This is a genomic window from Pseudomonas sp. Emmai (genome assembly GCF_055179735.1).
The window spans coordinates 2,796,021-2,819,214 of sequence record NZ_CM143685.1 but is presented as its reverse complement, the minus strand read 5'-3'; the positions used below and the strand labels follow the sequence as shown (position 1 = coordinate 2,819,214).

18 protein-coding genes and 1 pseudogene are annotated in these 23,194 nt (G+C 57.9%); all 19 read left to right on the top strand.

Annotated elements, in window-relative coordinates:
* Positions 1 to 18: 18 nt before the first annotated feature.
* Entirely contained in the window at positions 19 to 315 is a 297-nt protein-coding gene (locus tag ACY4LX_RS12945) for an immunity protein Tsi6 family protein (RefSeq protein WP_149658787.1), read from the top strand.
* A gap of 70 nt (positions 316 to 385) precedes the next feature.
* Complete coding sequence (locus ACY4LX_RS12940) at positions 386 to 700, top strand: hypothetical protein (protein ID WP_463260112.1); 315 nt, start codon at positions 386 to 388, stop codon at positions 698 to 700.
* Between the two features lie 37 nt (positions 701 to 737).
* Positions 738 to 1,034, top strand: coding sequence for a hypothetical protein (locus ACY4LX_RS12935; protein WP_463260111.1), 297 nt, complete (start codon positions 738 to 740; stop codon positions 1,032 to 1,034).
* A 72-nt stretch (positions 1,035 to 1,106) separates the two neighbouring features.
* Positions 1,107 to 2,220, top strand: a pseudogene (gene tri1 / locus ACY4LX_RS12930) (ADP-ribosylarginine hydrolase Tri1).
* Positions 2,210 to 2,572 carry a hypothetical protein gene (locus ACY4LX_RS12925; RefSeq protein ID WP_256672267.1) on the top strand — a complete coding sequence of 121 codons (363 nt, stop codon included), beginning with the start codon at positions 2,210 to 2,212 and terminating at the stop codon, positions 2,570 to 2,572. The pseudogene tri1 and the gene ACY4LX_RS12925 overlap by 11 nt, the downstream one beginning before the upstream one ends.
* An 893-nt stretch (positions 2,573 to 3,465) precedes the next feature.
* Complete coding sequence (locus ACY4LX_RS12920) at positions 3,466 to 4,215, top strand: hypothetical protein (protein WP_463260110.1); 750 nt, start codon at positions 3,466 to 3,468, stop codon at positions 4,213 to 4,215.
* Between the two features lie 68 nt (positions 4,216 to 4,283).
* The gene (tssB, locus tag ACY4LX_RS12915; RefSeq protein ID WP_149658792.1) at positions 4,284 to 4,817 is read left to right on the top strand and encodes a type VI secretion system contractile sheath small subunit; all 534 of its coding nucleotides are present in this window, start codon (positions 4,284 to 4,286) and stop codon (positions 4,815 to 4,817) included.
* A 10-nt stretch (positions 4,818 to 4,827) separates the two neighbouring features.
* Positions 4,828 to 6,330 (top strand): type VI secretion system contractile sheath large subunit, encoded by a 1,503-nt coding sequence (gene tssC, locus ACY4LX_RS12910; protein WP_059404744.1) that lies wholly within the window; start codon positions 4,828 to 4,830, stop codon positions 6,328 to 6,330.
* Between the two features lie 25 nt (positions 6,331 to 6,355).
* Positions 6,356 to 6,838: a type VI secretion system baseplate subunit TssE gene (gene tssE, locus ACY4LX_RS12905; protein ID WP_149658793.1), complete on the top strand. Its 483-nt coding sequence runs from the start codon at positions 6,356 to 6,358 to the stop codon at positions 6,836 to 6,838.
* The gene (tssF, locus tag ACY4LX_RS12900; protein WP_149658794.1) at positions 6,838 to 8,670 is read left to right on the top strand and encodes a type VI secretion system baseplate subunit TssF; all 1,833 of its coding nucleotides are present in this window, start codon (positions 6,838 to 6,840) and stop codon (positions 8,668 to 8,670) included. Before tssE ends, tssF begins: the two co-directional genes overlap by 1 nt.
* Positions 8,634 to 9,704: a type VI secretion system baseplate subunit TssG gene (gene tssG, locus ACY4LX_RS12895; protein ID WP_149658795.1), complete on the top strand. Its 1,071-nt coding sequence runs from the start codon at positions 8,634 to 8,636 to the stop codon at positions 9,702 to 9,704. Before tssF ends, tssG begins: the two co-directional genes overlap by 37 nt.
* The gene (gene tssH, locus ACY4LX_RS12890; RefSeq protein WP_149658796.1) at positions 9,701 to 12,304 is read left to right on the top strand and encodes a type VI secretion system ATPase TssH; all 2,604 of its coding nucleotides are present in this window, start codon (positions 9,701 to 9,703) and stop codon (positions 12,302 to 12,304) included. The genes tssG and tssH overlap by 4 nt, the downstream gene beginning before the upstream one ends.
* Positions 12,305 to 12,327: 23 nt before the next feature.
* Positions 12,328 to 13,086 carry a type VI secretion system lipoprotein TssJ gene (gene tssJ, locus ACY4LX_RS12885; RefSeq protein ID WP_463260109.1) on the top strand — a complete coding sequence of 253 codons (759 nt, stop codon included), beginning with the start codon at positions 12,328 to 12,330 and terminating at the stop codon, positions 13,084 to 13,086.
* Entirely contained in the window at positions 13,079 to 14,422 is a 1,344-nt protein-coding gene (tssK, locus tag ACY4LX_RS12880) for a type VI secretion system baseplate subunit TssK (protein WP_149658798.1), read from the top strand. Before tssJ ends, tssK begins: the two co-directional genes overlap by 8 nt.
* Positions 14,419 to 15,132, top strand: coding sequence for a type IVB secretion system protein IcmH/DotU (icmH, locus tag ACY4LX_RS12875; protein WP_149658799.1), 714 nt, complete (start codon positions 14,419 to 14,421; stop codon positions 15,130 to 15,132). Before tssK ends, icmH begins: the two co-directional genes overlap by 4 nt.
* Positions 15,133 to 15,162: 30 nt before the next feature.
* Entirely contained in the window at positions 15,163 to 19,047 is a 3,885-nt protein-coding gene (locus ACY4LX_RS12870) for a type VI secretion protein IcmF/TssM N-terminal domain-containing protein (RefSeq protein WP_463260108.1), read from the top strand.
* 31 nt (positions 19,048 to 19,078) lie between these two features.
* Complete coding sequence (gene tagF, locus ACY4LX_RS12865) at positions 19,079 to 20,005, top strand: type VI secretion system-associated protein TagF (protein WP_463260107.1); 927 nt, start codon at positions 19,079 to 19,081, stop codon at positions 20,003 to 20,005.
* Positions 20,002 to 22,497: a type VI secretion system membrane subunit TssM gene (gene tssM, locus ACY4LX_RS12860; protein ID WP_463260106.1), complete on the top strand. Its 2,496-nt coding sequence runs from the start codon at positions 20,002 to 20,004 to the stop codon at positions 22,495 to 22,497. Before tagF ends, tssM begins: the two co-directional genes overlap by 4 nt.
* Positions 22,498 to 22,662: 165 nt before the next feature.
* Positions 22,663 to 23,181 carry an Hcp family type VI secretion system effector gene (locus ACY4LX_RS12855; protein WP_059404755.1) on the top strand — a complete coding sequence of 173 codons (519 nt, stop codon included), beginning with the start codon at positions 22,663 to 22,665 and terminating at the stop codon, positions 23,179 to 23,181.
* Positions 23,182 to 23,194: the final 13 nt, after the last annotated feature.

The following is a 23,194-nucleotide window of genomic DNA, read 5'->3' as shown; positions in this document are numbered from 1 at the left end:
AATCAGTTCAGGTGAATGATGAAACCTTCGACCCCACTCGAATACGTCGACAAAGCCCTTGCGATCACCATCGATCGACGTGATGGCTGCCCACAGCTTCCTGTATATACGTCGCTGATAAACCAGCTTATGTACGTTAGGTCGGTATTTGATGGAACCGAACAGGACAAGTCCAGACTGCACGATCTGACACTGGGATTTATCGGTGCAAAAGAGTTCGAAGACACCGATGCCGAACTGGCAAGGGCGCTGATGGATGTCTACTACATAGCTGAGCAATCGGCAAATGGGCTAAAAATAGTATTACCGAAATGACTGGAGGCGAATCGCCAACCCTGTGCTGGCTCAAGGCACAGTTGGGCGATTGGTTCAGCAAGCAGATAAAATGAAAACTAATATTAATGAACTGAAAATAGCCGCACGCCTATTACGTGAAAAGCTCGAATCCTTTAAAGACAAAGATCAAACAGTGGCAATGCTATACAGTCAACTAGATTCACTACTATCAGCAGCTGAACGAGGCGCCTTATCGGAGAATATTGAACCCAGAGAAATCCCTGGCCACCGACTGTTCGATGAAACCAATCTCAGGGACTATAGCGACCTCAAAAGCGCTTACACCAACTTCTATATTGAATTAATAGGTGGCCGAGATTGGGGCGCCTATAAACTCATCAAAGAAAAAATCAGTAAAACATGAAGCGAAGTCGAGTACTCTTTGGGCGAAAAGAAAAACCATGACAAACTCACATTGCATAACACTGCTGATTGAGCTCAAAGAAATTTTTCACAAAGAACGCTGTAGAAATTTTGATGCTGGTATAAATGCAATAATGCGAATTCTTTCTGAAGATCCTTTGTCGGACAGTAACGAGTGGCGCGAAGCAACATCCATGTATAGAACAATGGCAGGAACCAAATCAGGATTCTCTGACGTCTATATTGATAGGGATACCGTTGAGCAACGAGTCGTAGATAACGCACGGCTGGACGCAATTCGAAAGGTGTTATGGGATACGTTTGATCGAAGCTAAATTCCTCATGACCACGCCCAAGTTGCCCAGAATGAAAGTATCTTCGAGAGCACACCAAACGGAAGAGAGCCCATGATCGATTTAAGAAGCTCAAACGAAGTGCTCTCCAAATACACTGAGCGTTACGACCATCTCCTTCCACCTCCATCCCCTCAACTGCGTCAACGCATGGATTTCATGTTGCAGCCGGACGCCCCCAAGTTGGCAAACGAGAAGCCTGGCTGGCTGTCTTCCAGACCTTGCACCCTCACTGAAGAACAGGCGCTGGACCGAGCAAAGGGTTGCCTGCTTGGGTTGGCGATCGGCGACGCAGTGGGTACAACGCTGGAGTTTCTGCCTCGTGATCGAGAGCATGTTAATGACATGGTCGGAGGTGGTCCCTTCAAGCTAAAACCGGGAGAGTGGACTGACGATACGAGCATGGCGCTGGCCCTCGCAGACACTTACGTAGCAAACAATAATTTCGATTTCCTCGATTACACACAACGGCTTTGTCGCTGGTATAAAAATGGCGAAAACAGCCATAACGGAAAATGTTTTGACATTGGCAATGCCACTCGCACCGCACTGGAAGGACTACTGGTCCATGGTGTTGACTGGTACGGCAACGATCACCCTTCCACAGCTGGCAATGGAACAATCATCAGACTGGCACCCACCGCCATCTTCCGCCGCCACTCTTTGTCCGGCACTTGGCGAGAAAGCTCGGCGCAAAGCCGTTGCACTCACCGGGCTGTAGAGGCGGAAAATTGCTGCGAACTGCTTGGCGCTCAACTGCACCTGGCCCTCAATGGGGGGGGACAAAGAAGAAACCTTGTCGCCAATGGTTCGTGCTTTGTATCCCCGCCCCTTGATCATCAACGCTGGCGAATACAAACAAAAAAGCCGCGATCAAATACGTTCCTCTGGTTACGTCATCGATACGCTGGAAGCAGCTCTGTGGGCAGTCTGGAACACGGACAACTTCAAGGATGCGATCCTGCTGGCTGCCAAGCTGGCGGATGATGCCGACAGCGTGGCAGCTACGGCCGGCCAGATAGCCGGGGCGCTGTACGGGGTGACGGGAATGCCCGAAGAATGGGTCAAAACGATTGCTTGGTCAGAACATATACAACACCTGGCGCAACAGTTATTCGAAAGCGCCCCACCCCATGACGACATGGACGAAGTGATTTATGGGAATTAAAGAAATGACCGAAACGTGGCATCGTGTTGAAAACGGAACCCTATGGATAGCAGGTCAACCCATTTACCTGCCTTACCCCGTCAAAGAGGCCTTTCAACACAACAACAGGCTGTTGATTCTGGTCGAGCCCGCGCCCGATGTGATTTTCAATAGAAACGTCTTCGCACTGTCGATGCACGGTGAACTGCTCTGGCAAATCGAAGAAAGCCCCCATGGCACGGAAGTCGACAAGCCCTACATGAACCTCTACTGCGACAAAGATGCGGCGGTGATTGCCGGTAACTGGAATGGCCTCAGCTACTTGGTCGACTTGCACAATGGCGCCGTCAGCGTTGCTGCTTTTGAAAAATAGGACACCGCTCACTCAATGGCTGACAACCTCAGCGGCTGCCAGCGCCCCCTCCGTTACGCCTGCTCATAGCGCTGCTGCAACAAATGCCGCGCCGTTCCTGCGTTCAGGTACGTACCAATCAGTTCCGCCAACTCCTTCTCCTTGAGTTTCTTGTCGTCACGACAAAACTGCATCAGCTGAACTGGACCCAGCGTTTTTTCTTTTCGAGCTTCACATCAGGCGCATAGAACGAGCGCAAGGCCAGTTCTGGCATGGGCGCGTCCCTTGCGCATTTGCACAGCCCGTCGCTAAAGCTCCCTGGGACGTAATGGCACTGAACGCGCTATACAGCGATGCCAACCCTATGCAACCCCGCAATGCCGTCCGACAAACAGAGCAACGAAATAAACTTTTCCTTATTCCAAATACTCTGTATTGCCATCACTTCCAGGCGCAATAAATCCTCCCTTTTTCTCCGTTCACGTTTTAGCTGTCACTGACCGAACCTGAATTTGGTGAACCGGTTCACCTTTTTTCAAATTAATTTCACTTGGAAATTGGATCCATAATCCTTCTCAAACCATTGAACTTGCTAGGTTTCAGAGTCTTCTGTCAGACAGATCCGTCAACTAATGGCAAGCGGACATCATTGCGGCATGTATCAAAAACGAGAAAAAATCCTTTTCTGTATGAACTTTTCTATTCGAGATGTTGCCATATACGACGTTGCTGGCCACTCGACATCCATATGCCAGCACCGTGTTCCTACAAATTCCTGCCAATGTGCATTTCCGATGTAGAAACGTCGGCCATCGCACTTTGTGAACAGGTGCTCAATTGAGAAATTCGTAGCTCTTCACGTTTTCCCTGAAGAATCGGGAAGCGGTCGTAAAGAGTTCAAGGAAGATACACCGATGACTCAGACGTTTGACGTTGAAGCACTGATCAAATTGCGAAGCCAGACCCGGGCCATTTCCGATGCGCTCAAGGCGCAGGCTTCGGATTATCTGTCGACCCTCGCATTGCTGATCCGTCCGCAGACGTTTTTCGGTGAATACCTGCAAGGCGCGCAGCGCAGCAGCGGCCGCGAAACCCAGCACCACTTCAAGGAGTTCAAGGAACTCTACGACCGCATCGGGTCGGCGACGCCCTTTCAGTTGGTCAATGAACTGGAAGTGCCTCTCAACCTGATCGGCACGACGCCGGAACTGTTTCCGCTGGAGTACGACAAGGTGCTCTCGCAAAGCGGCCAGACCATCCGCATCACCAGCCCTGTGCGCTGGGTCGTGGGCTTCAACTCGTTCGACCTGGCGCGCTTTCGCACCGTCATCAAAGACCCCAATCGCAGCAGCGCCGAGTTGTACCGCTTCGTCGTGCACTACCTGGTGTTGTTCTACTGCCTGAGCCAGTCACCTGGCCTGGGCCGTTTGTTTGGCGGCCTGCGCTTCCCCCTCAGTTTCGAGCGCCTCAAAGACTTTGGTGACCTGCCCTTCTGCGTCATCGGCTCACCGGTGCGCTCCCAATTGCCGGACGAATCGGTTATCCGCAGCAGCACGCAGATCGCCGGCAATACCAGCTTCGAAGAGTTGGTGGGGCACGAAAACATTATTGAAATGAACGATGAAATCCGTCAGCGCCTTCTGCTGACGATCGAAGGAATGTAACGCGCCCGGCCACCCGCTGGCCGGAACGCAAACGACTTGCAGCGAATTGGTTCGCACAGGAGATCACGATGGCGAAGAAGGAAAGTACCCAGCACAAACTCGACCGCGTTCGCGCGCCTCGGGTCCATATCACCTATGACGTGGATATCGGTGACGCTCAGGAAAAGAAAGAGCTGCCCTTTGTCGTCGGTGTGCTGGGCGATTTCTCCGGCAACCCGCTGGAGCCGCTGCCGAAGCTCAAAGAGCGCAAGTTCATTTTCATCGACCGCGACAACTTCAACGGCGTGCTCAAGGGCATCAAGCCGCGCCTGAGTTATCGGGTCGACAACACGCTGGTCAGGAACGGCACGCAGTTGGGCGTCGAGCTCAACTTCAACGCCCTCGAAGACTTCGAGCCGCAGAACGTGGTGAAGCAGGTCGAGCCGCTGCGCAAGCTGCTGGAAGTGCGCAACAAGCTGGCTGATCTGCGCAACAAGATGGGCGGCAACGACAAGCTCGAAGAGCTGCTCATGGACGTGTTGCAGAACACCGAAAAGTTGAAAACGCTGGGCAAGGAATTCGGCCGTGAAGCCGCTGTTCCAGCCACCGATGGCAAAGAGTAGGAGCCTGAAGATGAACGATAAGCAAACCGTGACTCAACAGGACGGCGATCTGGTTGAAGTGGAAAACTTCGCCCCGCAATCCTCGCTGCTCGACAGCATCATTTCGCAAAGCCGTGTGGCGCGCTCCGAGACTGAGCGCACCCGCACACGTGATTTGATCGGCGAACTGGTCAGCCAGGTGCTCGAAGGCGAAATGACGCCGAGCAAGGACCTGATTGCCGTGCTCGATGCGCGCATCGCCGAAATCGACGCGATGCTCTCCGAGCAGATGAACGAAATCATGCATGCTCGCGAATTCCAGCAACTGGAAGCGTCGTGGCGTGGCCTGAAGTATCAGGTGGACCAGACCGAAACCAGCACCACGCTGAAGATTCACCTGCTCAATGCGTCGAAGAAAGACCTGGTGCGCGACCTCAAGTCCGCCTCCGAATTCGACCAGAGCGCGCTGTTCAAAAAGATCTACGAAGAAGAGTACGGCACCTTCGGTGGTGCACCGTTCGGCATGTTGCTGGGTGATTACGAGTTCAATCGCAGCCCCGAAGACATGTACCTGCTCGAAGAGATTTCCCATGTCGCCGCCGCGGCCCATGCACCGTTTATCTCGGCGGCTTCGCCAGAGCTGTTCGGCTGGGATTCGTTTACCGACATGTCCGGCCCACGGGACCTGGCGAAGATTTTCGACACCGTCGAATACGCCAAGTGGAAGTCGTTCCGCGCCTCCGAAGACTCGCGTTATGTCGGTCTGACGTTGCCGCACGTGCTGGGTCGCCTGCCTTATGGCCCGGATACCACGCCAGTTGAAGAATTCAACTTCGTGGAAAGCGTCGATGGCCGCGACCACAACAAGTACCTGTGGATGAACGCCGCCTACGCGCTGGGCACTCGGGTCACCGACGCGTTCTCGCGTTACGGCTGGTGCGTGGCGATTCGCGGTGTCGAGGGTGGCGGTCTGGTGGAAGGCCTGCCGACGCACACGTTCAAAACCGATGACGGCGAAATCGCCCTCAAGTGCCCGACCGAAATCGCCATCACCGACCGTCGTGAAAAAGAACTGTCGGACCTTGGCTTCATTCCGCTGGTGCACTGCAAAGGCACCGACTACGCCGCGTTCTTCGGTACTCAGTCGGCGCAGAAACAGAAGCACTACAACACCGACATCGCCAACGCCAACGCCCGGCTTTCCGCGCAGCTGCAATACATCTTCGCCACGTCGCGCATCGCGCACTACATGAAGGCGATCATGCGCGACAAGATCGGCAGCTTCGCGTCCCGCAAGGACGTCGAGATGTTCCTCAACAAATGGCTGTCGAGCTATGTGCTGCTGGATGACACCGCCAGCCAGGAAGCCAAGGCCAAATTCCCGTTGCGCGAAGCGCGGGCTGAAGTGTTCGAGGTTCCCGGCAAACCAGGTGTGTACAAGGCCGTGACGTACCTGCGTCCACATTACCAACTGGACGAGCTGACCGCTTCGTTGCGCCTGGTCGCCGAATTGCCGCAATCGACTCGCGGCTGATCCACACCATTGCCAGGGAGGCTATATGAGTAGTCAACACAAGCTGTTGCCATCGTTGCTGGATCGATTGCTGGACGATCATCCGCATCAATCCATGGAAGCTTCATCGCAACGCTTGTGTTCGCTGGCCGATTACAAGGCCAGCATCGTTCGCGACCTGGAGGTGCTGGTCAACACGCGCCAGTCCCTGGTCGCCAACGAGCTGGAGGGTTTCGTCAATCTGGGCGGAACCATCCTCGACTACGGCATGCCGGATTTCACCAGTCGCAGCGTGCTTGATCCACAAGACCGCCTGTTGATTCAACGACAACTGGAGAAAGCGATCACCGTCGGCGATCGACGGTTTCGCAGCGTAAAAGTCCAACTGCTCGCCCAACAAACCGGCCAACGCATGCTGACCTTCCGCGTGGACGCAGTACTGCGCCTGCAGGACATCACCCGTCAGGTTTCCTTCGACGCGGTGCTGCAGGTCAACACCCAGGAATACAAAGTGCAGAACCTCAACTGATGCTCGACGATCTGCTGCCCTATTACGAAAAGGAACTGTCGCACCTGCGCTTTTTAGGGCAGGAGTTCGCGAGCCAGTACCCGAAGATTGCTTCGCGGTTGCTCATCGAGGGCGATAACTGCGAAGACCCGCATACCGAGCGCTTGATCGAAGCGTTCTCGTTCCTGTCGGCCCGCGTGCACAAAAAACTCGACGATGAGCTGCCCGAAATCGTCGAGTCGTTTCTCGAAGTGTTGTACCCGCATTACCTGCGCCCTACCCCATCGATGTCGATCGTCGAGTTCAACATGGGCAAGCAGGAAAAGGTCACCGAAGCCTTCCGCGTCGCCCGCCACACCGAACTCAGCGCCAACCCGATTGATGGCGTGGTGTGCAAATTCCGCACTTGCTACCCGGTTGAACTGTGGCCGGTGGCAGTGCATCAAGCGTCGTTCATTGAAATGGAACGCTCAGCGTTCAACGGTCATCGCGCTGACTTGGTCGCACGCCTGCGCATCGGCCTGACGGCGACCTCTGATGTGTTGTTCGGCAAGATGGAACTGGACAGCTTGCGTTTTTTCCTCGATGGCGAAAGCACCCTGATGCTGCAGCTCTATGAGCTGCTGTTCAACAACCTGGCCAAGGCTACGTTGTCGTTCGAGGATGAGGGGCGAACCCGCGAGATCTCGCTGCCAGCGAACGCGCTGAAAGCCGTCGGTTATGGTCGCGATGAAGGCCTGGTGGATTATTCGGAGCGCTCGTTCCTGGGTTATCGCTTGCTGCACGAGTACTTCACCTTCCCGGACAAGTTCATGTTCTTCGACCTGTCGGGTTTTGCGCGGCTGTTAGCGGGCCAGAACCTCGAGAAAATCGAGATCAACTTCTACTTTTCGGACTACGACCTGAGCGATCGCCTGGCGCGCCTGACGCAGAACATCGGGCGCAATAACTTCAAGCTCAACTGCACGCCGATCATCAATCTGTTCCGCCAACAGGCAGAGCCGATCAAGTTGACCCACGCCCAGCACGAGTATGCCGTAACGCCGGATGTGCGCCTGCAAGGCTCGGCGGAAGTGGTGTCGATCGATCGTGTGCGTCGGGTGCGCAAAGTCGGCGGTGTCGATCAGGTCAGCACCTGTCATCCGTTCTTCGAACCGCGTGGCGATCAAGGTCCCGGCCAGAGCTTCTGGATCGCACGACGTCGGCCGGTGCAGTCGCGCCAGCGTGATGGGTCGGATGTGTTTATCCGGGTGGTGGATCGCGAACTGGAGTTGATCAACTCCAGCAACGACACCTTGAGCTTGCGCCTGACCTGCAGCAATCGTGACCTGCCGTTGATGCTGCCGTTCGGCGGTGAGCGCGGAGACTTCAACATCCCCGGCAACTCGGTGATCCAGGACATCCGCTGCTTGCGCAAACCCACCGCAACCGCGCGCGTGCCGCTGGGTAACGGGGTGATCTGGCGGCTGATTTCGCACCTCTCGCTCAACCACATGTCGCTGGTGTCCCAGGGGCGCGAAGTGCTGCTGGAGCTGCTGTCGCTCTACAACTACCGCAATGTGTCGGCGCTGCGCAAACAGATCAACGGCATTGTCTCGGTCAGCAGCGAGCCGGTGGTGGCACGCATCGGCCATCCACGTCCGAACTTTGTCCGAGGCGTCGGTATCACCCTCAATTTCGATGAAAGCCAATACACCGGCAGCGGTGTGTTTTTGTTCGGCATGGTGCTCGACCACTTCTTTGGCCAGTACTGCACCATGAACAGTTTTACCCAATTAACCCTTCGCACCTTGCAGCGCGAAAAGAGAGTCGTCCAATGGCCACCGCGAACCGGCGATCAACCCCTGGTCTGATCGATCAGGCACGGGCTGAGCCGCACCGATTCGAGTTTTTCCAATTGGTGCGTTTGCTCCGTCTGCATTACAGCAGAACCGGGCGCATGGACCTGGACACTCGACCGCACGAAGACCCTTTGCGTTTTCGCTCGCAGCTGTCTTTGAACTTCCCTGCGAGTGAAGTCAGCGACTTGCAGTTTGAGCGTGAAGGCAAGGTGTCCGCGGCAGGTTTGCCCCTGTCTGAAGTGCAAGTCACGTTCATGGGACTGGTCGGGCCGTCCGGCGTGTTGCCGCGTCCCTACACCGAGTTGTTGATCGAGCGGCATATCCAGCACCGCGATGATGCGGCCCACGCCTTCCTCGATATGTTCTCGCATCGAATGACCACGCTGTTCTACGAGGCCTGGCAGAAATACAAGTTCTACATCGAATACGAACGCAACGGCACCTCGGATTTCGATCGCTACCTGCTCAACCTGGTGGGCTTCGGGCCTGAGGCGCAGAAGCAGAAATTCGACAAGCAAGGCTCACCGCTGCGGCGCGAATTGTTCAGCTATTTCTCCGGCCTGTTTGCCCAGAAGCCGCGCAACTCGCTGAACCTTGAAGTGATGCTGTCCTTCTATTTTTCGCTGCCATTCAAGGTCAAGCCATTTGCCGGACGCTGGCTGAAACTCGACGCCAGCCAATGCACGCAATTGGGCCGCAAAAACGCCGCGCTCGGGCAAAGCGCAGTCGCCGGTAACCGGGTCTGGGATTACCAATCGTGCGTGCGCATCGAGCTGGGTCCGCTGGACCTGGTCGACTATCAGCGCTTCCAGCCAGGCACCGTCGACTACCAGAAACTGGTGGAGCTGGTGCGGTTCTACGTCGGCGCCGAACTGGACTTCCAGTTGTCGCCCCGGCTCAAACCCGAAGCAGTCCCCGTGGCCCGCCTCGGTCGCCAGGGCAACGTTGCACTGGGCTGGCAAGGCTGGCTCAAACGTCCTGGTGTCGACGTGGAACCTTCCCGTTGTGCCCTCTTCCACATTCCTTTTGATGGGGTCTCCCTGTGAACCTGAAGTCCCTGTTTGCCAAACTGAACGACACCAGCCGCACCGCCACCGAAAGTGCCGCGGCCTTGTGCTTGTCGGAACAGCATTACGACGTCGAGATCGAGCACCTGTTATTGCAGTTGCTCGACAGCAACGACAACGACCTGCCGGCCATTCTGCGTCACTACGATGTGGTGCCGGATCGCCTGCAGGCTCAGTTGGTGACCGCGCTGGGGACCTTCAAAAAAGGCAACACTCGCACGCCTGCACTGTCGCCGCACATTACGCGAATGATCGAGCAAGCCTGGGTGCTGGCCTCTATCGAGTTCGGGCAAGGGCAGATTCGCACCGGTTATCTGTTGCAAGCATTGCTGGATGACAACGAGCTGCGCCGGGTAGTGATCGCGTCCGCCCCCGAGCTGGAAAAAATCAATGCCGACGACCTGCGGGTCAACCTCGGCGCGCTGGTCGAAGGCAGCGCCGAATCGCAGCAAGCCAAGCCGTTGGCGGGTGCGGACGTCGCTGCGCGCAGTACGGTTAAAGGCAACGGCAAGACCCCGGCTCTCGATCAATACACCATCAACCTGACGCAAAGTGCGCGCGAAGGCCGGATTGATCCAGTGCTGGGACGTGAGTTCGAGGTTCGGCAAATGGTCGACATCCTCACCCGTCGGCGCCAGAACAACCCGATCCTGACCGGTGAAGCCGGCGTCGGTAAAACCGCCGTGGTTGAAGGCCTGGCGCTGCGCATCATCCACGGAGATGTGCCGTCGGTGCTTAAAGACGTGGCCATCCACACCCTGGACCTGGGCTTGCTCCAGGCCGGTGCCGGGGTGAAAGGCGAGTTCGAAAGCCGCCTCAAGTCGGTCATCGAAGAAACCAAGCGTAGCCTGCACCCGATCATCCTGTTCATCGACGAAGCCCACACCCTGATCGGCTCCGGTGGCCAGGCCGGGCAAAACGACGCAGCCAACCTGCTCAAGCCAGCCTTGGCCCGAGGCGAATTGCGCACCATCGCGGCGACCACGTGGGCCGAGTACAAGAAGTACTTCGAGAAAGATGCCGCCCTGGCACGTCGCTTCCAGGTGGTGAAGGTCGAGGAGCCGGACGAAGACAAGGCGATCCACATGCTTCGCGGCCTGCTGGCCAAAATGCAGGATCACCACAAGGTTACGGTGATGGACGAAGCGCTGGTGCAAGCCGTGCGTTTGTCCAATCGCTACATCACCGGGCGCCAGTTGCCGGACAAGGCCGTCAGCGTATTGGACACCGCCTGCGCGCGGGTCGCCCTCGGCCAATCGTCGCAGCCGGGGCCGCTGGAAGACTGCAAAAGAACCATCGACAACCTTCAGGCTGAAATCTCGGTGCTGCAGCAAGAAGCCGCCAAAGGCAGCGACCATGCCCGGCGCCTGGCAATTCTCGACACCGAGTTACTGGCGCAACAGCAAACCCGCGATGCATTGGAGCAACAGTGGCAACGCGAACTGGAACTGGTGGAAAAACTCGGCGCGCTCAGCCATCCGGACAACCAGACACCCGATGCCCGCGAGATTGCAGCGGTACGCGCCGAGCTGACCAGCGTCCAGGGTGAACAACCGCTGGTGCATGCGTTGGTCGACGGCGGGACCATAGGCGAAGTGATCTCCGGTTGGACCGGCATCCCGTTGGGCAAAATGCTCCGTGATGAAATCGACACCGTCCAGCGCCTGCCCGCGCTGCTGGGCGAACGGGTACTGGGACAAGATCACGCCCTGCAGGAAATCGGCAAGCGCATCAAGGTATCCCGCGCACGCATGGAAGACCCGAACAAGCCGATCGGGGTGTTCCTGCTGCTCGGCCCGAGCGGTGTCGGCAAGACCGAAACCGCGCTGGCCCTGGCCGACACCCTGTACGGTGGCGAACGTAACCTGATCACCATCAACATGTCCGAGTACCAGGAAGCCCACACGGTATCGAGCCTTAAGGGTTCGCCACCGGGTTACGTCGGTTATGGCGAAGGCGGCGTGCTGACCGAAGCCGTGCGGCGCAAGCCTTACAGCGTGGTGCTGCTGGATGAAGTGGAAAAAGCCCATCCGGACGTGCTCGAACTGTTTTTCCAGGTGTTCGATAAAGGTGTGCTGGATGACGGTGAAGGCCGGGAGATCAACTTCCGCAACACCGTGATCATCCTCACCTCCAACACCGGCACCGATCGCATCATGCAGTGGTGCCTGAATGCCGAGCAGCAACCGACGCCGGAAGACATCGTCGAAGGCCTGCGCGAGGAGTTGAACCAGGTGTTCAAACCGGCGTTCCTCGGCCGCCTGACCATCGTCCCGTACTACCCGGTCAAGGACGCCATTCTGGAGCGCATTGTCGCGCTCAAACTCGAACGCATCCGCAAGCGTTTCGAGCGCAACCATCAAGCCGTCCTGAACTACGACGAAGCACTGGTCAAAGCCATTGCCTCGCGCTGCACCGAAGTCGACAGCGGCGCCCGCAACATCGACAACATCCTGTCGAAAACCCTGATGCCGGAACTGGCGCAACGGGTCCTGGAGCGGATGGCGCAGGACAAGCCGATCCAGAGTTTGAACATCGCGTTGGGCAGCGACGGCGATTTCGCCTACAGCCTGTGCTGAATGAGTATTTAAAGGTAGCCATCATGGATAACAGACATTCAAGGAAGCGCCCTGCGCAGCCGGCATTGGCAAAATGCCTGACCGCAGTGGCATTGATGATGGCGTTGACGGCCTGTGGCGTCACCGACCGTGTCAGCAAGCGGGTCGACGATACATGGGCCGGCGACATGCTGTTCGACGATAACGAGAAGGTCATCCTGACGTCGGATGGCGGTAATCAGCTCAATCCCGACGAGTCCGGCAAACCGCTGTCCGTAGTGATTCGCGTGTATCAGCTGACATCGCTGGAGCGCTTTTCGTCGATCGACGCTGACACGCTGTGGGACGACCCGCAAAAAGCCCTCGGCAATACGCTGCTCGAAAACCGTGAAATCACCTTGCTGCCGGGCATGGGCCAGGTCGACAAGTGGCCGTTGAACAAGGCCGCAGGCTACGTCGGCGTTGCCGCGTTTTTCCGCTCGGATGAAAACAGCCGCTGGAAGGTTGCGTTTGACGCCAACTCGCTGCGCAAGGATGGCATCTGGTTTTCCGCCGATGGCCTGCGGGTGTTGGTGAACAACAACACCGTTTCCGCCGTGAACGGTGTCGATGTCTTGAACAAACCCAAGACTCAGGAGCAGCTCGCCCAAGCCTCTGCCCTGCCCGACCCGTCAGCGAAGCCAACCCTCACCCAGCGTGTGCAGGACGCGGCCGTGCAACAGGCTGAAGACACGGCGACCAGCTCCGCGCAAAAAGCCACCGAGTCAAAATTAACCTCTCTATTGGAAGGCGTTCATGAGTAAGCAAAGCCGGGTGATGTGGTCGGAAGGCATGTTCCTTTTGCCACAACACTTCCAATATCAGGATGAGTTCCACCAGCATCAGTTGGCAGAGTCGACACTGCGCAACACGCCTTTCCATTGGGGTGTGCAAATGCTGCAGGTCGATGAAGAGGCGCTCGCAACCGGCTCTTTGCAGCTGAAACGGTTGAAACTGGTGTTTCCCGACGGCAGCCTGTACGACGCGCCGCAGCATGACCCGCTGCCGGCAGCGCGTGACTTGAAGGACTTGCTCAAGGGCAACGACCTGAAGGTCTACGCCGCGCTGAAACTGCCTGAGCCGTTCGGCATGAATTACGTCGAAGACGGCCAGGAACAAAAAAGCGCACGGCGGTTTCGCAAGCAGTTCGACACCTTGCCGGACCTCAACGAAGGCGACCTCGAGAACGAAATCACCAGCCTGCGCCTGAACGTGGTGATGCTGATCGACGGCGATAACCTGGATGGCTACAGCCACTGCCCGATCGCCCGGCTGTCGCGCAACAACATCGGCGGCTTCAACCTCGATGCACACTTCGTGCACCCGACCTTGCATGTCGGCACTCACGAAACCCTGACCGGTCTGGGCAAACGATTGCTCGGCGCGCTGCAATCCAAAAGCAAGGCGCTGTCGGGTCGTCGTCGCGAACGCGCGGACCAGATTGCCGAGTTCGGCTCCAGCGACGTGACCTTGTTCTGGCTGTTGAACACGGTGAACCGTGCGCACCCGGGCCTGGCGCACTTGCTCGCCCACCCGCGCCTGCACCCCGAGCGCTTGTATCTGTTTCTGGCGGAACTCGCGGGCGGCTTGCTGACGTTTTCGCTGGACACGCAACTCAACGACATCCCCGAGTATGACCATCACGACCCGGCGGCCTCGCTGGTCAAGCTCGATGAAATGATTCGTGTACTGCTCGACAACGTCGTGCCTAACCAGTGCGTGATGATCAACCTGACCCAGACCAAGCCTTCGTACTGGCAGGGACAGCTGCTCGATCCACGCCTGGCCGAGGCGGATTTCTATATTTCGGTGCACGCCGACATGCCCGGTTCCAGCCTGCTGGAACTGGTGCCGCGCGCGTTCAAGGTCGGCTCGCCGGAAGACATTGAAGTCGTGGTCAACAGCGCCATGCCCGGCGTCACGCTCAATCACTCGACCCGCTTACCCAACGCGATTCCAGTGAGACTGGACAATCACTACTTCTCCATCGAGCCCCATGGCCGGGTGTATGAACGCATGATGAGTGCCCAGGCCATCTCTTTTTACGCACCCAGTGCCTTTACCAATCTCAAGCTTGAACTGATGGCGGTACTCAAATGAACGAAGCCGTAATGCAAGGCGCCGTGGCGGCCGCAACTGAAAAACCGGTGTTGAAAGACCTGGTGCAAGACTTCATCAGCATGGCGCTGATCGTGCGAAAAGGCCGTCAAGTGACCTCGGTCATCGCTTTTGAGGCGAGCATCGATGCCTTCTTCTCGACACTGGAACGCGAAGCCCGTAACGCCAACTACAGCGTTGAACAGGTGAAGGACACGCAATACGCCCTGTGTGCATTCCTCGACGAAAGCGTGTTGCGCTCCGGGGAAAACGACCTGCGTCGTCACTTCGAACTGCAGCCGTTGCAGTTCCGCTACTTCGGCGTGCACCTGGCGGGCGAAGGCTTTTTCGAGAAAATCGATTCGTTGCGCAGTGACGTCAAGCAAAACCTGGATGTGCTTGAGGTCTATCACCTGTGTCTGGCGCTGGGTTTCGAAGGCAAATTCAGCCTCGGCCAAAAAGACCAATTGCGTTATCTGGCCAACACCCTGGGCCAGGACATCGCGCGATACCGCAAGACGCCCAAGGCGCTCTCGCCGGATTGGGCATTGCCCGACCAGGTCTCGCAGATGCTGCGCCATGAAGTTCCCGTTTGGCTCTATCTGGCGCTCATTGCGCTGGTCTGCGTGGGTGTTTACCTGACGCTGGACTGGCTGTTGGCCAAGGACGTAGCCGCATTGTCCGAACAAATCAGCCAGCTGTTCAGTGCCTGAGCACACCTCAGGTAATCGAGTCAGGAAGACATGAAGACATTATTGCGTTTGTTGAAAAGCTTTTGGTTTGTCATCCCCGTGCTGTGGCTGGCGAGCCTGGCGGTTGGCTGGTTCGCGGCACCGCACGTGAGCTGGTTGCGTGGTTACACGCTGGAGGCGATGGCGATCATCAGCGCCTTCTATTTGCTGATCATTGTGCTGCGTCAGTACAAGCGGATCCGCGCTGAGCACAACCTTGAGAACCTGGTGCAGATCGAGGTCGATCGATCGCTTAAATCCACCGGTGAATTCCGCGACCAGCAAGTGCTGCGCGAACGGCTCAAGCACGCCATCGCGATGCTGCGCACCGACCGCTCGGCCGGTGGCGGCGGCTCGTCGGCGCTGTATGACTTGCCGTGGTACCTGGTCATCGGCATGTCCGGTGCCGGTAAAACCTCTTTGCTGACACGTTCCGGCCTGTCCGCGAGCATCGCCAACAGCGCCAATGACACACAAAGCGGTACGCAACATTGCGACTGGTACTTCAGCCCTGAGGCGGTGATGATCGACACGGCCGGTCGCTACCTGCGGGACGACCAGTCGGCCAGCGAATTCGCCGCGTTCCTGCGGATGCTGAAAAAACAACGCAACAAAGCCGCCGTCAACGGCCTGGTGCTGGTGGTGAGCCTGCCTGAACTGCTGGCCGCCAGCGCCACCGAGCGCAACGAGCTCGCCGCGCAACTGGTGTCACGCATCGAGGAATACACCGACTGCCTGGACGCCAACCCGCCGATCTACCTGATGTTGAGCAAGACCGATCAACTGCCGGGTTTCAGCCAGGCTTTTGAAGGCCTGGACCTGAACGAACGTCAGCAACCGCTGGGCATGACCTTCGGTTTGTCGGAAATCCGCAACCAGGGTTTGCGCCCGGTGCTGGATGCCAAGCTGGCCAACCTGCACAGTCATATTCGCCGTCACGTCGACGCGCAGATGATTGCGTTGGGCGCCGATGCCAACAGCGCGCTGCTGAACTTCCCGAACTATTTTTCCGAACTGTCGGTGGTGCTCGAACAGTTTCTCCAGCACTTCGCCCAGACCGGTCATTCGGGTACGCAACTGTTGCTGCGTGGCCTGTATTTCACCAGTGCCCTGCAGACCGATCAGCAACTGAGCCAAGTGTATGAAGATGATCTCGCCGAGTCGTTTTCGCTGCTGCCGGAAGTCGAGCACGAAAAGCACACGCCAAGCAGCGGCAAAAAAATCAGTGACCGCAGCTATTTCATTACCGATACGTTCCGCCGTGTGATTTTCCCGGACCGCGACCTGACGCTTTACCAGTCGCGTTCCGGACACAATAAATCCTTCAGCCCGGCCTTGTTGGGCGTGGCCGTGCTCGCCGCACTGGTGTTCATTGGCTGGCAAACCCTGTCCTTCCAGAACAACCGTCAGTGGCTGGCCGCATTGCGCGAGCAACTCAACGAGCTGCAGCAATCACCGGAGCGCGCCGAGTTGCTGGCCTCGGGCCAAGGCCTGGAACTGCTCCGCGATCAACTCGCCGCCATCGAGAAGTACCGTGCCAAAGGTGTACCGCTGCAACTCAGCGCTGGCCTCTATCGGGGTGACGACATCTACCGCGTCGCACAGACTGCTTATTTGCAGCAGTTGCGTACTCAGGCGCTCGAACCGATCACCCTGCAACTTCAATTGCAGATGCGCGCCTTCAATGAGTTCGCAAAAACCATGGACCCGCAGAACAGCTTCGCGGCGGCGCCCGCCAAGGCCGGCAGTCCGTCAGCCAAGGCGCGCGCGCAAGGACTGAAACTGCCAACCCGCTTGAGCAGCGTTCCGCGCAGCGCCGGGGATGTCACCAGTCGTTTGAGCGCTGCGGCCAAGGGTTCCGCGAACAAGGTGCGCGGGGATGCGTTGACCGCACTGCGTAATCCGGCCACGGCGAGCGACGCCGCAGAACTGTCGGCGACCACCGGTGGGCTCTCGTTGTCCGAGGAAATGCTCGGTCGACTGGATGAGCGCCAGGTCGCCTCCATCATCGAGTCCTATAACGCGCTGAAGCTCTACTTGATGCTGACGCAACCTGAAACCCATCCTGAGCCAGAGTTCGTCGGCGCGGCGTTGCCGGTTGCCTGGGCCAACACCGCCAATACCGACAACCCGGTCAGCACAGCAGTTATTCAGGACAACTCGCCGGTCTACGTGCAACTGCTGAAAAATGGCCAGGCGCCGTCCCTGCCACGTAACGAGCAATTGATCAGCGAAACCCGCAATAGCTTGAAGTCGTTCATGATTTCCAGCTCGCTGGTGGACCGTGAATATCTGCGCCTGCAACTGGAGTCCAGCCGCCAGTTCCCGGCCGTAGGCCTGAGCGATCTGGTGCCGCTGCCAGGGCGAAAGCTGTTGTACGGCAGCGAAGCGGTGCCGGCGATTTTCACCCGTCAAGGTTGGGAGCAGTTTGTGAAGCCTGAGCTGATCAAACTGCTGTCGGGCAACCTGCAAAACGAATCGGACTGGGTGCTCGATGGCGAAGGCGGCGACAGCCTTGTGCAGAAAGCCAACTTCATCCGTGAGTTCATGACGCGTTACAAACGCGACTACACCCAAGCCTGGTACACCCTGATCGACAGCGTCGGTGTTCGCCATTTCACTGACATGGCCAACGCGACCCAACAACTGTCGCTGCTAAGCGACGTGCAGAACTCGCCGGTGAAAAACCTGCTGGCAGCGGTCAACGACAACACCCAATGGGATGTGCCTGCACTGCGTGAAACGCAGCAACCGGGGATCAAGCACGATGACGGTTTCTGGGGCAAAGTCACGGGGATTTTCGATGGGCAGGACACCTCGCCCAATGCACTGATTTCGCCGTTGCCTGCGGTAGACGACGGCAGCCTGGCCAAGCGCTTCGAGCCGGTGTCGCGGGTCTTCGCCGTGCAAAACGCCGAGGGCGCCGACAGCACGATCATGGATCGCTACCTGGCGGCGTTGCGCAAACTCAAAGTGCGGATGAACAACATCCAGCGCTCCCAAGACGTCGGCAAAAGCAGCAAGCAACTGATCAGCGAAACGCTGGAAGGTCAGCCGAGCGAAGTCACCAGCGTGCGCAACTACGTGGAGACCACCGTCGACACCAGTCAGGGCGGCCTGTCGACTTCGCTACAAGGCCTGTTCAGTTTGCCGATTCAGTTCGCCTGGGAAACCCTGCGCGATCCGGCCGGCGAGCAGATCGCCAAGGCCTGGGCACAACAGATCGCCAAGCCTTGGGAACAAGTCATGGCGCACCGTTACCCGATCGCGGCAGGAAGTCGCAATGAAGCCTCGGTCAAGGACCTGCAGCGTTTCGTCGACCCGGAATCCGGCTTGCTGCCGAACTTCAAGCGCAACGAAATCGGCAATCTGTCCGGGGGCGAAGGCCTCGGCATGAGCAGCGCCAGCAAAGCAACGCCGTTGGTCAATCCGAACATGGTCAACAGCATCGACAAGGCCAGCTCACTGGGCCAGGTCATTGCCAGCCTGTCGGACCGGGAAAACGGTTTTGAGATCATGCTGGAGCCAGCGGCCTGGTTCACCGACATCATCTTCACCCTGGACGGGCAGGTGCAGCACTATCGCAACGGTAAGACCAGCTGGAGCCGCTTCTCCTGGCCGGGCACCACCACCGCACCGGGTGCGCGCATGGACGTGATCACGCTGAGCGGCGAACGCATCACTGTGTTCGATTACCCCGGTCGCTGGGGCCTGTTGCGCATGAATGACAGCGCCCGCGTCAGCGATCTGGATGGTATCCAGCAACGTTTCAGCTGGAACACCGCCAGTGGCCAGGTCAGCCTCGCCGTGCGCAACTACGGTGGCGTCAAGCTGACCGACCTGGCGAACGTCAAGGCACTGAGTGCACTCAACGCCAGCGGCGGACGGGTCCAGTGAGCACGCTCGCCTTGAATCAGGGACACGGCCAATGATTGGCTGTTTCGGAAAAGTGCCCGCGAGCCCGGACTTCGTCAGCCTGCACGGTGCAGCCGACGACGTCTGCGAGTTCGATGCCTGGCTGCAAGGCGCATTGGCCGCCCTGCAGCCTCTTGAGGACTGGCGAGCGTTGTTCGACGCGTTACCGGTGTGCTTTTTCAGCTACCGCGCACGCAGTGGCAACTGGTTGGTCGGCGGCTTGATCAGCTCGAGGGATTCCAGCCAGCGGCGTTATCCGTTTTTCATTTTTCAAACGGTCAAAGCCAGCGACTCCGGGACGTTGGTCAATCCTTTCACCCTGAGCGAACTGTTCAGCGGGCAGATCAGGCCGTTGCTGCACATGGCCACCCAGGGCGAAAGTACGTCCGTGCTGTTCGACCGCATCAAGGCCTTGCGCCCGTTGCAAGGTCAGGATTTCGAGTTGTTCCGGCGCGTGCATGACAAGTTCCTGGTGAACTTCAACCTGCGCGACATCGCCACCGCGCTGGAAGGCGCTTACCCGGAATTCGTCACCAATGCCGTACTGACCCGGCTGCTGGCGTTCAAAAGCCATCTGCATCAGCCAACGCCGATGGGGATTTCCCTGCCCTTGCCGGCGGAAAGAGGTTTGAAAAATCCGACCGCCGATTTGTGGATCACCTGGTTGGCGCGAATGACCGCAGGCAATGGCGTGCCGCAGGTCAGTCTGTTGGCAGACGACTTTATGCGCCCCCGGCTGATCTGCTTCCCGTCACGAAACAACAGCGATGCCTATCGTGTGCTGACCAGTAGCGCAAACCGCTTGCAGAGCCATGACGTGCTGGCGTCATTCGATGCATTTGATGAGCACCACCCAAAACACGCCTTTCCGGAAATCGACCGCCCTCTTGATGACGTTATCGACCGTTTTGTCGACGCGCTGGATTTGAAGTCCGTATGAACAAGATCAAGTATTACTTCTTGCGCTTCCAACCCTACATTCTGGGGGTTTGTTTTTTCCTCACCATTTTCGTGGTGTGGAGCATTGGTCGTGCGTTTGACTTCAGCTCGCTGAACAGCCTGCTGACCGGCATCGGCGTGTTCCTGCTGCTCTCGGCTGGTTACGTGCTGCTGCTTTATCGGGGCGTGTCGCGTCACCACAACCTTGAAGGGCTGCTGCGCGACGACGCCGATCAAGCGGTGCTCAACGCCAGCCCGGCGGACCGCGAAGAAGTCAGCCTGTTGCGCGAGCGCCTGTTGCAGAGCATCGAGCGGCTGCACAGCAACAAGCCGCGGGGCAGCAATCCCAAGGATGCGCTGTATGCCCTGCCCTGGTACCTGGTGATCGGCCAGCCGGCAGCCGGCAAAAGTACGATGCTCTATCAATCGGGCCTCAACTTCCCGTATGCGGAGCGTGAAGGTGCGCGTGTCGCCGGCCTGGGCGGCACCCGCAACTGCGACTGGTTTTTCAGTTCCGAAGCCGTCCTGCTGGATACCGCCGGTCGCTACATGAACAACCAGGAAGAGGCCGGCAAATGGCGGGCCTTTTTGCAACTGTTGCGTCAGCACCGCCAGCGTCGGCCGCTCAACGGCTTGATCGTTACCGTCAGCATTCACGACATTCTGCAAACGTCGCTCGAAGACCAGGAGCGTATTGCCAAGCGCCTGCGCGAACGCATCCAGGAAACCCATGCGCTGCTGGAAGTGCGCCTGCCGGTCTACCTGGTGTTCACCAAGTGTGACTTGGTGCCGGGTTTTACCCCGTTCTATCGCCAACTGGATGACGTTGCCCGCGGCGAAGTCATGGGCAAGACGTTTTCCCATAAAGGGTACGAACAGGCCGACTGGGGCCGTCAATTCGGCGTGGCGATGGACGAGTTGGTCAGCTATTGGCAGCAGGTGGCGAGTCAACAACTGGTCATGCAGGACATTCAGATCACCCGCCAGGATTCAGCGGTGTATCGCTTTCCACTGGAACTGGCGGCGCTGAAGCCGAGACTGCAGTTGTTCGTCGATGCGCTGTTGCGCGCCAACCCGTACCAAAAGGCTGAACTGCTGCGCGGCTTCTATTTCACCAGTGCACTCGACGCCGACCAGCCGGAAATGGGTGGGCACACGCGCCAGGTCACCGAGCGTTTCTCACTGGACAGTGATCAAGAGATCGCCGGCGGCGATGCGCAACCGCGTCCGCTATTCATCAACAGCCTGTTCCGCAAAGTCATCATTCCCGACCAGCATCTGGTGGCGCTGTACACCACCAACCATCGCGAACGCCGGCGCAAGGCGGCGTGGATTGGTGGTGCCGGGCTGGTCGCTGTGCTGCTGTGCAGCTTGCTGGGCTGGTCCTATGTGAACAACAAAAACACCGTGCAGACTATGTCCACGGAACTGGCCCAGGCAGCCAAAGCCGATGCTTCGGCGACGGGGCAATACACCGACTGGCAAACGCTGGATCGCATGCGCTTCTGGACCGCCCATTACTACGCGCAGCACCACGATGAAGGTGTGCCGATGCGAATGCGCCTGGGGCTTTACCAGGGCTACAAAGTCGAGCCGCTGGTGCGCAGTCAGTATTTCAGTCGGCTGGAAAGCGTGATGCTCAAGCCGACCGCCGACAACCTGACCCGCTCGCTGTACCTGTTGACCACCCTCAAGGTGTATCAGCGCAACAGCAAGGAACTGCTGCCCGTGACCGGCGTGGACAGTGTCGAACCCAAGGCGCTGCCTGACGACAACCGGGCACAGTCCATCGCGGCGTTCGGCAAGACCACGCTGGACACCTACGTCATGCTCTCGCGTGCCCAACGCGAAAAGGCTGATCCGGCGCTCCTGAAAGCGAAAATGCCAGATTACTGGTACCCGGCGATTGCCCGCCAGACCGGTAAAACCATCGGTGCTTCGAATGACGGTTCGGCCTCGAATCAGGATTACGAGTTTGCCAGCCGGCAGATCAATTTCTACAGCGACCAGATCCACGAGGAAGACGTGCCTCGGATCCTCGATAACGCGTTCCTGACCTCCAGTTCGCGTAACTACATCAACAGTTTGCTCACGCAATCGTTGCGCTCGATCGAGACCATCACCCTGGAATCGGACACCTTGTTCGCCTTTGGCCGTGCCGACTTCCAGAGCCTGAAAACCGAAGGTCAGGGCCAGTTGAGCGCCATCGCCGGCAAGCTGTTGAGCACGCCTGACATCGGCAAAATCATCATCTCCGGGCACGCCGATCAACTGGGCGAGCCACAGGGCAACCTGCAGGTTTCCCGGCAGCGCGCACAAACCATCAAGACCTACCTGGTGGGCAAAGGCGTGCCGGGTGAACTGGTAGAAGCCGTCGGCGAAGGCAGCACCAAGCCCTTGGTCAAATGCAACATGCAGCAACCAAGAGCCCAACTTATTCAGTGCCTGGAACCTAACCGGCGCGTGGAAATCGAAGTACGGGCGCTCAACTGAGACGGCCGCGCTTCTGAAAGGAAACCGCTGCCTGGGCCCGCTTGAAGTTCGGCCCAGGCCGGTAAGACACCTCTCTTGATCGTTCAAAGGGGTTAAAAACGAAGGGTTCGTGATCTGTCCGCAGGTTGTTACAGCCCTTTAAATGAAGGTAAGGAGAAATTAGAAATGGCATTTGACGCATACATTCAGATCGAAGGCATTCCAGGTGAAGTGCTCGACGACAAGCACAAGGACTGGATCGAAGTGCTGGGCTACGAGTACGGTGCAACTCAGGCGACTTCCGCAACAGCAAGCTCTTCGGGCGGTGCTTCGTCGGAGCGTGTGTCGTTGAGCGATTTCAGCATCCGCAAAGCCGTTGACAAGGCTTCTGCCAAGCTGTTCGAAGCCTGCTGCAAAGGCACTCACATCGCCAAGATCCAGCTGAACGTCAACCGCGCGGGCGGTGACAAGGTTACTTACCTGACCATCAACCTGGAAGAAGTCGTAGTCTCCTCCGTCAAGGCTGTCGCTGGCGGCAGTCAGGGCGGTGAAGACAAAGCGGTCAGCGATCTGCCGATTGAAGAAATCAGCTTCAACTTCGCGCGCATCAAGACTACCTACACCCAACAAAGCCGTGCCGATGGCCAGGGTGGCGGTAACGTCACCGGTGGTTGGGATCGCACGGCGAACAAAGTTTTCGCTTAAGCCCGTAGCGATA

Excerpts from the sequence above, each read along its gene's own strand:
- ACY4LX_RS12855 (WP_059404755.1), top strand. The coding sequence starts at position 22,663 with ATGGCATTTGACGCATACATTCAGATCGAAGGCATTCCAGGTGAAGTG.
- ACY4LX_RS12920 (WP_463260110.1), top strand. The coding sequence starts at position 3,466 with ATGACTCAGACGTTTGACGTTGAAGCACTGATCAAATTGCGAAGCCAG.
- tssK (WP_149658798.1), top strand. The coding sequence starts at position 13,079 with ATGAGTAAGCAAAGCCGGGTGATGTGGTCGGAAGGCATGTTCCTTTTG.
- ACY4LX_RS12945 (WP_149658787.1), top strand. The coding sequence starts at position 19 with ATGAAACCTTCGACCCCACTCGAATACGTCGACAAAGCCCTTGCGATC.
- tssG (WP_149658795.1), top strand. The coding sequence starts at position 8,634 with ATGGCCACCGCGAACCGGCGATCAACCCCTGGTCTGATCGATCAGGCA.
- tssJ (WP_463260109.1), top strand. The coding sequence starts at position 12,328 with ATGGATAACAGACATTCAAGGAAGCGCCCTGCGCAGCCGGCATTGGCA.
- ACY4LX_RS12925 (WP_256672267.1), top strand. The coding sequence starts at position 2,210 with ATGGGAATTAAAGAAATGACCGAAACGTGGCATCGTGTTGAAAACGGA.
- ACY4LX_RS12935 (WP_463260111.1), top strand. The coding sequence starts at position 738 with ATGACAAACTCACATTGCATAACACTGCTGATTGAGCTCAAAGAAATT.
- ACY4LX_RS12940 (WP_463260112.1), top strand. The coding sequence starts at position 386 with ATGAAAACTAATATTAATGAACTGAAAATAGCCGCACGCCTATTACGT.
- icmH (WP_149658799.1), top strand. The coding sequence starts at position 14,419 with ATGAACGAAGCCGTAATGCAAGGCGCCGTGGCGGCCGCAACTGAAAAA.
- tssB (WP_149658792.1), top strand. The coding sequence starts at position 4,284 with ATGGCGAAGAAGGAAAGTACCCAGCACAAACTCGACCGCGTTCGCGCG.
- tssM (WP_463260106.1), top strand. The coding sequence starts at position 20,002 with ATGAACAAGATCAAGTATTACTTCTTGCGCTTCCAACCCTACATTCTG.
- tagF (WP_463260107.1), top strand. The coding sequence starts at position 19,079 with ATGATTGGCTGTTTCGGAAAAGTGCCCGCGAGCCCGGACTTCGTCAGC.
- tssF (WP_149658794.1), top strand. The coding sequence starts at position 6,838 with ATGCTCGACGATCTGCTGCCCTATTACGAAAAGGAACTGTCGCACCTG.
- tssE (WP_149658793.1), top strand. The coding sequence starts at position 6,356 with ATGAGTAGTCAACACAAGCTGTTGCCATCGTTGCTGGATCGATTGCTG.
- ACY4LX_RS12870 (WP_463260108.1), top strand. The coding sequence starts at position 15,163 with ATGAAGACATTATTGCGTTTGTTGAAAAGCTTTTGGTTTGTCATCCCC.
- tssC (WP_059404744.1), top strand. The coding sequence starts at position 4,828 with ATGAACGATAAGCAAACCGTGACTCAACAGGACGGCGATCTGGTTGAA.